Raw genomic sequence first — 13,200 nt, 5'->3', positions numbered from 1 at the left:
AACAGCCCCGGATGTTACGGCGTCCGGGGCAAAAAACAGCAACATGTCGTGATTTTTAAAAGGGATACAATATGGGAAGAAGAGCGCCTGTCGCATTACTGCTGGCATTCCACCTCTGTTCCATTCAGGTGTATGCCGAAGATGAGCCACAATCCATCAGTTCTGAAGGACTGGCCACCGAGCAAGGCTTGCCTTCGCTCGACGGTTCCTCCGCTGAACTTCCCCTGAGTAACGCCGCGCCCGGTTCGCTGACGCTGAATAACGCCGTGAGCCGCGCCGTTAACTGGCACCCGTCTATCCGGGAGGCGATTGGCAAACTGCTTTCACAAAACGACCAGATTGACGTCGCCAAATCGAAGTATTACCCGCAGGTCACAGCGGGCATGAACAATGGCTACAGCAACACCTACACCAACAACGGCTACAGCCCATCGCTGGTGCTTTCCCTTTCACAAATGCTGTATGACTTTGGCAAGGTTTCAAGCCAGGTCAAAGCCGAAACGGCGGGCGCGGCGCAGCAACAAGCCAATGTCCTGGTGAGTATCGACAACGTCGCCCACGACACCGCCGTGGCGATGGTGCAGGTGCAGTCCTGGCAGCAGATGGTCGACGCCGCTAAAGAGCAACTTGATGCGCTGAACGGCATCGGAAAACTGACTCAACAGCGTAACGATGAAGGGGCAACTTCCCTTTCTGATGTGGTGCAAACCAACGCCCGCATCGAATCAGCACGTTCACAAATGGTTCAGTATCAGGCCAATCTCGACAGCGCTCAGGCGACATTGATGAGCATGTTAGGCTGGAATTCGCTCAACGGTGTCAGTACTGAATTTCCGGCAAAACTCGAACAAAGCTGCATGATGGCGAAACCCGAAGACAGATTAGTGCCGTCGGTGCTCGCTGCGTGGGCGCAGGCCAGCGCCGCACAGGCGAATCTCGAATACGCCAACGCGCAAATGACCCCCACTATTTCGCTTGAACCGTCGGTTCAGCACTATCTCAACGATAAATATCCTAGTCATGAAGTGCTTGATAAAACGCAGTATTCGGCCTGGGTGAAAGTCGAAATGCCGATTTATCAGGGCGGCGGTCTGACCGCGCGGCGCGATGCTGCCAGCCATGCCGTAGAGTCGGCGCAATCCACCATTCAACGTACCCGTCTTGATGTGCGCCAGAAACTGCTGGAAGCACGCAGCCAGTCGCTGAACCTTGCCAGCGCCTTGCAGATCCTTGGCCGCCAACAACAGCTCAGCGAACGCACCCGCGAGCTCTATCAACAGCAGTATCTCGACCTCGGTTCTCGCCCCTTACTGGATGTACTTAACGCCGAACAGGAAGTGTTTCAGGCGCGCTTCGCCGAACTCCAGACACAAAGCCAGCTCCATCAGCTCCAGCTTGACTGCCTCTACAACACCGGCACGTTACGCCAGGCTTTTGGTCTCAATAATCGCAGCATTCAGTCCGTGGAGATCCAGCCATGACCCGTGCCGCTCCTCCTGTTGAAGAATTGATTAGCGACCAGGCCCTGAGCAACTGGGCATTGGCTATCGGTCACGTTGCGGCCCATTATCGGGTGGTCTGTTCGCCAGGGGCGATTCAGGCCAACGCGCCGTGGTTTAAAGGCAAAAACCGCACCCCTGCGCTGACGCAACTCGCACGTCAGGCCGGGCTATCGTTCCATTTACTGACCCTCACCGAACACGCCTTCAGCCAGTGGCGACTGCCGGTCGTGGCGGAACTCGAAGACGGTCAACTGGCGGTGATCGAGCATTTCAACGGCGACGATGCTGTCGACGTATTTATGATCGACGGTGACAGCGAAAGCAACCGCGTGATCGCCAGCGATCTGTTGTCATCGGTGAAATACGTCGCCGCCCTGCGCCCGCTTTCTGCGCTCAAGGACAGCCGCGTCGACGCCTACGTTTCCCGCTTTAGCCCCGACTGGATGAAAGGGCTGGTGTTGCAGGATTTACGCCCGTACATTCCGGTGATGATCGCCGCGTTTCTGGTGAACGTACTGTCACTCGCCGGGATCGTCTTCTCAATGCAGGTATATGACCGGGTGATCCCTGCGCAGTCATACCCGACGCTGTACGTGCTGGCAACGGGAGTGCTGATCTCGGTTATCTTCGGTTTCCTACTGCGTGAAGCGCGAACGCATATCATGGACGTGCTCGGCAAACGCGCCGATATGCGCATTTCTGACAGGGTGTTCAGCCATGCCCTGCGGCTGCGCAACAGCGCGGTGCCCCGCTCCACCGGCAGCTTTATTTCGCAACTGCGCGAGCTGGAGCAAATCCGCGAAATGATCACCTCTTCCACGCTCTCAACGCTGGTCGATTTGCCGTTCTTCTTCCTGTTCGTTGTGGTGCTCGCCATCATCGCCCCGCAGTTGTCATGGATCGCGCCGATTGCGGCGGTCATGATGGTATTGCCTGGCCTGATGATGCAGAAAAAACTCGCCATTCTCGCCAACCAGGCCGCACACGAATCCACGCTGCGCAACGCAGTGTTGGTGGAAAGCGTACAGGGGCTGGAAGATATCAAGCTGATGCAGGCGGAAAACCGCTTTTTGCAGCAGTGGAACAGCTACATCCGCATTACCGGTGAATCTGGCCTGCGCACGCGAAAAGTGACGCAAGGGCTGATTGGCTGGGGCATGTCGGTGCAAAGTCTGGTGTATGCGGCGGTGATTTTATTTGGCGCGCCGCTGGTGATCGAAGGCGATTTAACCACCGGTTCGGTGGTGGCGGCATCGATGCTGGCGTCACGCATGATTGCACCGATGGCCGGGCTGTGCGGCGTGCTCGCCCGCTGGCAGCAGGTGAAAGCCGCTAAAATGGGCCTCGACAGCATCATGCAACTCCCGACCGAAACGCAGCGCGATGAAACGCTGGTGCATCAGGAAATTTTCCACGGTCACTACGTGTTTGAGAACGCCCATTTCCGCTATCACCACGAAGATCAGCGCGTACCGCTGCGGATCTCACGTCTGGAAATTTTACCCGGCGAGCGCGTGGCCCTGCTCGGGCGCAACGGTGCGGGGAAATCGACGCTGTTGCAGGCGTTGGCGGGTGGCGTGGAGATCGTCAACGGCGACCTGCGGCTCGACAACCTCAGCATCTCGCAAATCGACATGGCCGATTTACGCCGCAACATCGGTTTTCTCAGCCAGAACGCGCGGCTATTTTTCGGCACCCTACGGGAGAATTTAACCCTCGGCGCACCTCACGCCAGCGACGAAGCAGTGTTTGAAGTGCTTGAAATCTGCGGTGCCGACGGTTTTGTTAAACGCCTGCCGAAAGGGCTGGACCATCAAATCATGGAGGGCGGCAACGGGCTATCGGGCGGTCAACGGCAGGCGATTTTGCTCGCGCGAATGCTGCTGCGCTCGCCCAATATTGTTTTGCTGGATGAACCGAGCGCCTCGCTGGATGAACACACCGAACGAGAATTTATTCAGCGATTGGGTAACTGGCTCGGCAATCGGACGCTGATTGTCGCCACTCACCGCGTGCCGATGCTGGAACTGGTCGAGCGCGTGGTGGTGCTCAAAGAGGGCCAACTGGTGATGGATGCCCCGAAAGCGCAGGCGATGAACAACAGCCGCACACCGGTTCAGGCCACGGCAAACGGACGGGGGTGGAACAATGAAAACCAATCAGCGTGATATCGCCATGGACGACCTGGACATCCGCCGGGAGAATGAGTTTTCCGGTGCCAGCAAAATCGTCCTGATTTCCGCCGTGCTGTTTGTTGCCCTCGGCGTGTGGGCGTGGTTTGGTCAACTGGACGAAGTCTCAACCGGCACCGGGAAAGTGATCCCCAGTTCCCGCGAACAGGTTTTGCAATCGCTTGATGGTGGGATCCTCACCGAACTGACCGTACACGAAGGCGATAAAGTTCAGGCCGGTGAAATCGTAGCGCGTTTGGATCCGACCCGATCGGAGTCGAACGTCGGCGAAAGTGCTGCCCGCTATCGTGCGTCGTTAGCCTCAAGCGTGCGTCTGGATGCGGAAGTGAACGATCTGCCGTTGAAATTCCCTGACTCGCTCAAAGCCTGGCCCGATCTGATCGCTTCCGAAACGCGTCTGTATAAATCCCGCCGCGCACAGCTCACCGACTCGCAGGCCGATATTCAGGATGCCTTAAACTCGGTCAACAAAGAGCTGGCGATCACCGAACGGCTGGAAAAAAGTGGCGCGGCGAGCCACGTGGAAGTGCTGCGCTTACAGCGGGAAAAAAGCGATCTCGGCCTGAAAATCACCGATTTGCGTTCACAATATTACGTGCAAGCGCGTGAAGCGTTGTCGAAAGCCAATGCCGAAGTGGACATGCTCTCGGCGATAATTAAAGGCCGCGAAGACTCCGTCACCCGGATGACCGTGCGTTCACCGATGCGCGGGATTGTGAAAAATATCCAGGTAACCACCATCGGCGGTGTCATCCCGCCCAACGGTGAAATGATGGAGATAGTTCCCCTCGACGATCACCTGTTGATTGAGGCACGCCTCTCGCCTCGAGATATCGCTTTTATCCATCCCGGCCAACGGGCATTGGTCAAAATCACCGCCTATGATTACGCCATTTATGGCGGGATTGAAGGCGAAGTGGAGACCATTTCGCCGGACACGATTCAGGACAAAGTGAAGCCAGAAATCGTTTACTATCGGGTGTTTATTCGCACGCATCAGGATTATCTGGTTAATAAACGCGGGCATAAATTCTCCATCTCACCAGGAATGGTTGCCAGCGTCGACATCAAAACCGGTGAAAAAACCATCATGGATTACCTGATCAAACCGTTCAACCGTGCGAAAGAGGCGCTACGTGAGCGATAAGTGAGCGTTTGTGCGGCTTATAGCGGTAGTATTTGCCCGGCCGGGTCTGTTATACTCGACGTAACACATTGGGGCTGATTCTGGATTCGACGGGATTTGCGAAACCCAAGGTGCATGCCGAGGGGCGGTTTGCCTCGTAAAAAGCCGCAAAAAAATAGTCGCAAACGACGAAAACTACGCTTTAGCAGCTTAATAACCTGCTAAGAGCCCTCTCTCCCTAGCTTCCGCTCTTAAGACGGGGATAAAGAGAGGTCAAACCCAAAAGAGATCGCGCGGATGTCCTGCCTGGGGCTGAAGTGCTAAAACTAATCAGGCTAGTTTGGTAGTGGCGTGTCTGCCCGCAGCTGCCCGGCGAATGTAAAGACATGACTAAGCATGTAGTACCGACGGTGTAGTAATTTCGGACGGGGGTTCAAATCCCCCCAGCTCCACCAAAATCTTCAATCGATGATTACCAGAGTCATCCGATTAAGTCTAAAGAGCCCTCATGGCATAAGCCCTGCGGGCTTTTTTGTGCCTTCATTTTGTCCCCGGGAGTCTGAAGCAAACTAATTAAATCCGAACTTTTTAGGCACCTTGTTAGGCACCTCATAAAGCATTATTGTTTTTGAGGTGCCTAAAACTATGGAAACCCGGCAATGGCAAGACAAACCAAACCTTTATCCGTCAAAGAAATCGAATCAGCCAAACCCAAGGAAGCGGACTACGTTCTCTATGATGGCGATGGCCTTGAGCTACTAATCAAATCAAGCGGCAGTAAAATCTGGCAGTTTCGCTACATTCGCCCTGTCACCAAGAAACGTGCAAAGAAGAGTATTGGCCCCTACCCCTCAGTTACCCTTGCCGATGCCCGAAACTATCGCGCAGAGTCTCGTTCTCTTCTGGCGAAACAGATCGATCCTCAGGAGCATCAACAAGAACAGCTGCGCAGTTCGCTTGAAGCTAAAACCAATACTTTCCAGCTCGTTGCTGAACGTTGGTGGAATGTGAAGAAAGCCAGTGTGACCGAGGACTATGCAGAAGATATCTGGCGCTCGCTGGAGAGAGATGTTTTACCGGCGATTGGCGATATCAGTATTACAGATATTAAAGCTCATACACTGGTTCAGGCCGTTCAACCGGTTCAGGCCAGAGGAGCGCTGGAAACCGTCCGTCGCCTGTGCCAACGAATCAATGAGGTCATGGTTTATGCTCAAAATACAGGCCTAATTGATGCGGTTCCTAGCGTCAATATTGGCAAAGCCTTTGAGAAGCCTCAGAAAAAGAACATGCCAAGTATCCGTCCAGACCAGCTACCGCAACTCATGCAAACTATGCGTACTGCCAACATTATCCTACCAACACGATGCCTATTCATGTGGCAACTTCTTACTATCACCCGTCCTGCCGAAGCGGCTGAAGCTCACTGGGATGAAGTTGATCTGGAAGCGCGAGAATGGAAAATTCCCGCATCACGAATGAAAATGAACCGTGACCATACCGTTCCTTTATCAGATGAGGCAATGGCTGTTCTGGAAATGATGAAGCCGTTAAGCGGCAACCGAGAATTTATATTCCCTAGCCGTATCAAACCCAACCAGCCAATGAATAGCCAGACCGTTAACGCGTCGCTAAAACGTGCAGGTTTTGGAGGTGTGCTCGTTTCACACGGTTTGCGTTCTATCGCCAGTACAGCTCTTAACGAACAGGGTTTTCCACCTGACGTTATTGAAGCGGCATTGGCCCACGTGGATAAGAATGAGGTTCGCCGCGCCTATAACCGCAGCGATTACCTTGAGCAGCGACGGCCAATGATGCAGTGGTGGGCAGATTTTGTTAACGCGGCAGATAGTGGCAGTATTATTGAAGGGGGGATGAAAGGAATGCGGCTCGTAGGATGATGCTTGTGGACCAATAGTTAATATGACCGTGAACCCATCTGACAGTCATGTATGCTCCAGAAGTGAACATTGTCTATGGTATTTGACTTCTGATATAGAAATGCCTAATGCTAAGGCTGATAAGTGGTCAGCCTGTGTTTAAAGAAGAGTTATGAACATGGAAAAAATAGTCAAAAGCCCCAAAAGCTGCAGTGTTGCTGAGATCGCATCATTTGAAGCACTAGTGATCGAGGGTGGGGAAGTCGAATTGGCGGGCCTTCGAGAAAGAATTCTGCGCGCCGAGCAGCTTGTCTTTATCTATGATAACAATAACTTGGTTGTTGCAGTTGGAGCCATTAAACATCCAAATGCAGGGTATAAATCAAGCGTTTTTGAAAAGTCTGGCATTTCTGAGCAAGGAGGGTATGAATTTGAGGCGGGCTGGTTGTATGTTGCAAACGCAGCAAGAGGTAAAGGTTATGGGCGCATTCTGATGGAGTCAATTTGTCAACTGTTGTCTGACAAGCCATGCTTTGCTACCACTCGTGAAAATAATACCGCTATGCAATATTTGTTTAACCAATTTGGTTTTTCGAAACTTGGTAATTCTTACAAAAGTAGGAAAGGAAATTATTCTCTTACTCTTTATGTAAAGGAATAGTTAAGCCAAGAAAAGCAATAACTTTTCTTATCTACTTATCCTTCACTACAAATCGAAATCACCCCATATTCTGTAGACATCTTTAGATGCCCTGAGCATGAGCGGAACGTCCCAACATCCGCTCGATGCCGCCCTTAATCATGTTGGGGGAGCTCAGTGCCAATATTTTATTAATAGGTTGAGGTATCGGTTAACGAAGAAGAGTCGTAACCAGCAATCACTGATAATTTTAACAGAGCACGAGCTAGGCTTAAGAAGATTTGAACCACGGATTACCTTTCTGCCAGGCATCAATATTGATTACTTTTACCTCAAAGGGAGCGCAACTGACAATTTCGATCGCACTTGGATCAAAGATCGCGATGTTATAGCCCAACTGCTTATCATCGTCTCCGAAGTGACTCTTATATGCAATTGCATCATATCCAACGCTACGAAACAGTTCAGCCAGTATCTGAGTCGGCGCATAATCGGCGCGGTCATCCGACTGTGTGACAGGAGTTGAAAATGCATTATCTATCTCAATCCAGACAGCTTTCTCTTTCTCCTGTGCTGTTGGCTCCCGTCCGCCCAGCACGTGCCTTAAGATAGGCCCAGAAAGTGATGACTGACCATGTCCAAGTGAAAGATCAAGAGTCCGCAATGGGCGCGAGAGCTTGCACACAGCAACCGACACATCAGCACCAATCCAAGGCCGTACCTCGGAAATCGCAGTCTTCACTGTTGTACCTACATATAGCACCGGGATACCCGAGGAATTTGCACGTCCTTCGATGGCTCGGTCAGTAAGAGGCTTCATACGTGAAGCTCCGAAACCCCACACATCCTCGCCAATCCAGTTACCGTCACTATCGGTCCGGTCGCACAGATCTATCCCAAGCTGAGCACGATAGAACACATGCCCTTCTTTCAGCTCACCGTCACGTCCCTTAATCGTCGCAAGAACCGTATCAAGGAATGTTCTCTGTTCTTCACTTAAGATGTAACGATTGACCGTGCTAACGTAGCTTGCGAATCGAGAATAACTGTCCCAGTACGGAAACTCAGGTCTATAGCTCAAATCCTTCTCATATATAGTCATCTGCAAGCCCGCTACTGAATAAAGCCTCAGCATCTTGAGCGGCAGCAATTGAGTCTTGTACTTCCTGCCGCTTCAAGTTGAGGACACGTAATTTTCCGTTGTTTTTCACCTGAGCAATGGACTCAATCCGTCTATACACCTTGGGATGGCTTGCGGCGTAAAGCGCCAAACCTTGTAACTTAGCAAGCGCATCACTCAAGTACAGTCCATGCGGGTCAACCAGGTCTACAACGAGAGAGCCATCTTGTTCGGAAAAAAACAGGAAATCAGGGCGAACAATCCCATATTGCCCGGCTTTTTCGTAGGCAATACCAAGCGAAGATTGTCCTGGCTGCTGCGGATTACGATACCAGTAACAGAATTCAGCTCTTCCGGACTCAGTCTCAACAACCGTTCGCTCCCATTCATTCAGCTCAGCTGGGTATTTTCTATCGAGCCCACATAACAAGTGGTTATCCCAAACAGGCAGCACTTTCACATTTCCATTTTCGTTCGCCTTAGTCGCCTCATAACGGGCCTCAGGCTTCAGCAATCCAACATCCTGTGGCTCTGTACTCATTTCGATGATCTGTCGATAGGATTCCCTACGATCATCGCTTAGCGTCTTAATCTGTTGGTCATATTTTGACAGCCAATTCCTCGCAAGCTTTTCGGCCTCGGTATCGAAATAAGCCTCTACTTCCATCACCAGTCCCAAACCAGCAACTGTTACACGTCCTTCAATAATTGCTTCTAGAAATTCTTCTGGATCATTTTTGCGATCGGCTACCTGACTAGCCAAATGATCAACATACGAATGGGCAATAGCTGGGCTAAAGATACGTGCAGCTCGGCGGTATGCATCATCGATCACAGCCACATCAGCATCTTCCCAGAATTGTTCCAGGCTACGCCCCTGCCCTAGCATATCTGCCTTCACTGTCTTGCCATCTACAACCAATACAGACTTCCGCTTGATCTTAATTTTGTCCTCATTTTCGTACTGAAACTTATCCAGAACGGTATGCATTGCGGCATGAGCTAGCTTTCCTGCACCGGATAAAATATCGTCGGACGCCAATTCATGAGCTAACGCCGTCAACCTGACCGCTGGCTTAGCACCACGCTGGGGGCGCGTTTGCGACGGTAAAATTTCAAATGCATCCCACACGGTAGATGAAACAGCAGGATTCGGCAGCACTTCAATGTAATCTGTCAAGACGCGCCCTGGCGTTGCCGCTTCACTACCGGTCGTCAATTCATCAACTACCTGCTCCACAGCCTTACGATTGAACTTTGGCAATAGACAATCTACAGCGTTCAAGCGATCATTACCTGGGATACGACGAGCAAGAGGCGAACGTACAAGACGCCCCAATAACTGTGTGATGTGAGTCTTGTCGCTGGCTGCGCGGAAAGAAATCATAACCTCGGCACGTGGACAGTCCCATCCAGTACTTATAGCGTCCTTAGCAATTAATACCCGCACCCACGTTGATTCTTCAACCCGTTGCGGCTCTATGTAGGGCACGTCACGGTTACCAAATCGCTGTGTGGTATGCTCCCCGAAAACATGTGCCACACAGGCAGGAGACAGCTCGGGATAACGCTCAAAGATAGTATCCAATGCCCTCCCGATCTCATCTGGGTCAGGTGTATTCGGTACTTGCAAGACCATCAAAGGAACAACAATATACGCTTCCTGCTGTTGCTTGGAGTATGTGCTCCAGGCAAGGCTGGACTCCTTCAATTTATCGGTCGCACGACGCACCAGTACGGTATCGAAATCGCCAATATTGTCAGGGATATCAAGCAAGATGGTATCTTTGATAAGTCCAGACTCCTGTACTTTCGCCGCATCTACTTCCACATTAGGCAGCTTAATATGCTTTCCAGCCGACTCAATCGCCTTGTTGAACCGCTCCACTGTAGCTGAAATACCCCATACCGCTGGAATACCGGGTACGCTACCTACACCATTGATAAGCCGTTGGACGATAGTACTTTTGGCATTCTGGCTGGCAGTGGTCTGTGCGCCCATACCACGATGCGCCTCATCCAGTACCAAGTAGAGCGTCAAATCTGGGTCTTCAATAGTATTCTGGATTGTGTCCCAAATCGTGTATGCCCGCAGGTCTGGTCGCATTTCAGGGAACGTTTCATCTAACTTGGCAGCCATTTCTGCAGGGTCATGACCTCGAACCAACAAGCTGTTCTTACTCAACTTCTGGGTGTTGAGAAAATAGATTTTCCCCGGCTGAAACTTAGGTCTATTGAATGTATTTTCAACTACCACGAGATCTGTGTAATTTATACGATCGCTGGCTTCGATAAAGCGAAAACGAGTCTGCTCATTCAAAGAAGGGTCATCACTGAACCAAATAACTACTGCGCCGGGATCAGCGTCAAAACTGAACTCATCGTCGCCGTGAAACAGCGCTTCAAACGTAGCAGCAGCCATGACTGTCTTACCTGCACCGGTTACGGCAGTTAGTGAGAATGCGGTCCTGTCGAATTCGCTATGCCATAATCGGCGAGCTTTGCCCAAATTATTTAAGGATTCACGGACTGCGTCGCGTTGATAATCTTTGAGGGTGAACTTCATCCGTTATTCCCCATTGGTGAAGCTAAAATTGGTGAGATACGATTCATAAAGGCGGACTGCCTCGACGCTATCTGGCAAACGTTTAGCAATCGCCTGAAAGCGACGGTCATCGTTAGTAACGATATAGGCAATGATTAATTCGGTTCTCCCACACAAAGCCCTGATAAACGGTGTAGCAGCGTCAACATTGCTTAGCAATCCATAAGTATCAGCTATAGCCCAACCATCATCCGGCAGTTTGTCTATAAGAATTCCCTTAGCACCAGCACGAAGCCATAGCAGCGGCGCGATCCGATTAAATGCCAAGTTATAACTTATAGATACCGGGGTTTCGTAGGTAAGCGTGAAAAACTCAGCATTTTCCTCAAAGCCTTCAGACATCGGGAATTCATCAGTAAATTTATAGTCCCCTTTTATCAGTTCACCATCTGGGGTTCTACCCGTAATAGCAGCAGCAACACGAGGCTTGGTAATGTGATCACAGATGCCCCATTTTTCCCACTCTTGGTCACCCGGCCTTAAACCTAACTCTCGAAGCTTTTTTTGTTCATCCGCGCTAACTTCATTGTTGGTAATACTTATGCACTGGCGACGACCTCCGTCCTGCCGGTTCAAACGCATAACGGCGTGTACTGTAGTTCCAGAGCCAGAGAAAAAGTCCACAACCACAGCTTCAGGCTTGTCGGCAACAAAGAATCTGAGAGCATCTTCAACTGCATACAGAGATTTTGGGAAAGGAAAACGGCGTTCAGGAATTAATTTGGATAAAATCAACGATCCGCCATTCTCTGCATTGTGAGAGGCCATGTTCCACACTCGCTTAGGAATTACTCCCTTACGCTCTCGATGGACCGCCCGTACAGCGCCATCTGGATCATGCCCAATGATATCAATTCGTCCATCCCGAATAGCATCGACAGTACCACTTGGCAAATAATGAATTGCAACCTGTCCGCTTTCCGGCTTGTAGTTTCGTGCACGTATAAAGCCATTCTGAAGATATTTTTTGGCTGTTTCAGGAGTAATGCCCCAAAGTCCTTCGCCGCCTTTCGGTCTTAAAGGCCAGATGGGAATTGTTCCTTTTGGAGGCTGTACCGTCATGCGATCCACATCATCAGTGAGTGGTTCACCAATAGAATCAATAAAGCCTGATACTTCGTCAATAAATATAGGGTAAAACTGATTTGGACGAGCACCTCGCTTGGCAGTCGGTTCGCGGCGGCGAAGCCCAAGCCAATCAATATCACGCCCGATTTGTGCAGCGGCTGAGCGAGAATCATCTAGCATATTCTGTTCGCCAAGCTGGACGCTGGAGCCCCCCAACCTTACGAAATAAATGAATTCCTCAACCCGAGAGAACTGGCCAACCCGCGCTACACCCTTTGCACTGATAATGCTTGTAACCATTTCTATTTGTGCTTCAGGAAACACCTGTTCCAAAAGCAACCCGAGCCTCAAGTACTCTTTTTCGTCAATGGTTGCAATCAGCACTGAATCCGCAGGATTCAATAGCTCTTTAGCTAATAAAAGGCGACGCTCCATCATCGCGAGCCATTTACTATGCCGATACAGATCATCACCAGCAACATAATCGTTGTTGTACTTCCAGTCCTTTGCCCCTGTGTTGTATGGTGGGTCAATGTAGATCGCATTTACCTTGCCGCGATGAGTGTAGGTTAATGCTTTGAGAACGTGATAGTTCTCACCATTGATGATTGTATGGCATGGCTTATGGCCACCTCGGAGCACTTTGCCGGTACTAATTAGTCCCGGATAGATAGTATCGCGAAACTCAGCTACCACTACCAGAAAACCCAGCCCTACAGCCTTAGTTTCGGCTTCGGCAGTATCCAAAAGTTCTAATAATGCCGTCTTGTTGGCCCTGTTAATAGTCTTTACCTGCCAAAGCCGCTGATCACCTTTCTTGATCGATCCGCGCTCCGGCAGAATACGCACCTTGTCACCTTTTCGGACAGGTCGTAATGGTAACTCAACAGCTTCAGGGCTATGTCGCTCGAAGTTCAGCCCGAAGGGGAGGCGCGACGACAAAATTTTGAACTCTCGATCTAGTTCAGCCCCTAATGCCGGATCTTTAGCTTTTGCTTTGGCAAGCAAATCAGTCAGTCTGGACACTGAAATTTTTTCTCTCTATTGTGTATCTAGCTATTGACGAT

The 13,200-nt window shown here is 50.8% G+C and carries 8 protein-coding genes and 1 other RNA gene; 6 read left to right on the top strand and 3 right to left on the bottom strand.

Going from position 1 to position 13,200, the window contains the following annotated elements:
- Window positions 1-71: 71 nt before the first annotated feature.
- The 6 genes from VH187_RS13415 (at window position 72) to VH187_RS13390 (ending at window position 7,361) form a co-directional block, all read left to right on the top strand.
- The gene (locus VH187_RS13415) at window positions 72-1,481 is read left to right on the top strand and encodes a TolC family outer membrane protein (protein ID WP_329701936.1); all 1,410 of its coding nucleotides are present in this window, start codon (window positions 72-74) and stop codon (window positions 1,479-1,481) included.
- Window positions 1,478-3,670: a type I secretion system permease/ATPase gene (locus VH187_RS13410; protein WP_329701935.1), complete on the top strand. Its 2,193-nt coding sequence runs from the start codon at window positions 1,478-1,480 to the stop codon at window positions 3,668-3,670. The genes VH187_RS13415 and VH187_RS13410 overlap by 4 nt, the downstream gene beginning before the upstream one ends.
- A 7-nt stretch (window positions 3,671-3,677) precedes the next feature.
- Complete coding sequence (locus VH187_RS13405) at window positions 3,678-4,841, top strand: HlyD family type I secretion periplasmic adaptor subunit (protein ID WP_329701961.1); 1,164 nt, start codon at window positions 3,678-3,680, stop codon at window positions 4,839-4,841.
- A gap of 70 nt (window positions 4,842-4,911) precedes the next feature.
- Window positions 4,912-5,275: a transfer-messenger RNA gene (gene ssrA / locus VH187_RS13400) on the top strand.
- Between the two features lie 204 nt (window positions 5,276-5,479).
- Window positions 5,480-6,721 (top strand): integrase, encoded by a 1,242-nt coding sequence (locus tag VH187_RS13395; RefSeq protein ID WP_329701934.1) that lies wholly within the window; start codon window positions 5,480-5,482, stop codon window positions 6,719-6,721.
- A gap of 157 nt (window positions 6,722-6,878) precedes the next feature.
- Window positions 6,879-7,361, top strand: coding sequence for a GNAT family N-acetyltransferase (locus tag VH187_RS13390; protein ID WP_329701933.1), 483 nt, complete (start codon window positions 6,879-6,881; stop codon window positions 7,359-7,361).
- 250 nt (window positions 7,362-7,611) lie between these two features.
- On the opposite strand, the gene VH187_RS13385 is transcribed toward VH187_RS13390, so the two are convergent.
- From VH187_RS13385 to VH187_RS13375, 3 genes are read right to left on the bottom strand one after another with little or no spacing between them, the layout of a single operon-like run.
- Complete coding sequence (locus VH187_RS13385) at window positions 7,612-8,442, bottom strand: RES family NAD+ phosphorylase (protein ID WP_329701932.1); 831 nt, start codon at window positions 8,440-8,442, stop codon at window positions 7,612-7,614.
- Window positions 8,429-11,026, bottom strand: a complete 2,598-nt coding sequence (locus VH187_RS13380) for a DEAD/DEAH box helicase (RefSeq protein ID WP_329701931.1) — start codon at window positions 11,024-11,026, stop codon at window positions 8,429-8,431. The genes VH187_RS13385 and VH187_RS13380 overlap by 14 nt, the downstream gene beginning before the upstream one ends.
- A 3-nt stretch (window positions 11,027-11,029) precedes the next feature.
- On the bottom strand, window positions 11,030-13,159 hold the full coding sequence (locus tag VH187_RS13375; protein WP_329701930.1) for a site-specific DNA-methyltransferase: 2,130 nt from the start codon (window positions 13,157-13,159) through the stop codon (window positions 11,030-11,032).
- Between the last annotated feature and the right edge of the window lie 41 nt (window positions 13,160-13,200).

The organism is Scandinavium sp. (assembly GCF_036271055.1).
Taxonomy (GTDB): Bacteria; Pseudomonadota; Gammaproteobacteria; order Enterobacterales; family Enterobacteriaceae; genus Scandinavium.
This window is presented reverse-complemented; position numbering and strand designations above follow the sequence as displayed.

What these genes read in the sequence shown, in the direction of transcription:
- VH187_RS13415 (WP_329701936.1), top strand. Translation starts at nt 72, where the DNA reads ATGGGAAGAAGAGCGCCTGTCGCATTACTGCTGGCATTCCACCTCTGT.
- VH187_RS13410 (WP_329701935.1), top strand. Translation starts at nt 1,478, where the DNA reads ATGACCCGTGCCGCTCCTCCTGTTGAAGAATTGATTAGCGACCAGGCC.
- VH187_RS13405 (WP_329701961.1), top strand. Translation starts at nt 3,678, where the DNA reads ATGGACGACCTGGACATCCGCCGGGAGAATGAGTTTTCCGGTGCCAGC.
- VH187_RS13395 (WP_329701934.1), top strand. Translation starts at nt 5,480, where the DNA reads ATGGCAAGACAAACCAAACCTTTATCCGTCAAAGAAATCGAATCAGCC.
- VH187_RS13390 (WP_329701933.1), top strand. Translation starts at nt 6,879, where the DNA reads ATGGAAAAAATAGTCAAAAGCCCCAAAAGCTGCAGTGTTGCTGAGATC.
- VH187_RS13385 (WP_329701932.1), bottom strand. Translation starts at nt 8,442, where the DNA reads ATGACTATATATGAGAAGGATTTGAGCTATAGACCTGAGTTTCCGTAC.
- VH187_RS13380 (WP_329701931.1), bottom strand. Translation starts at nt 11,026, where the DNA reads ATGAAGTTCACCCTCAAAGATTATCAACGCGACGCAGTCCGTGAATCC.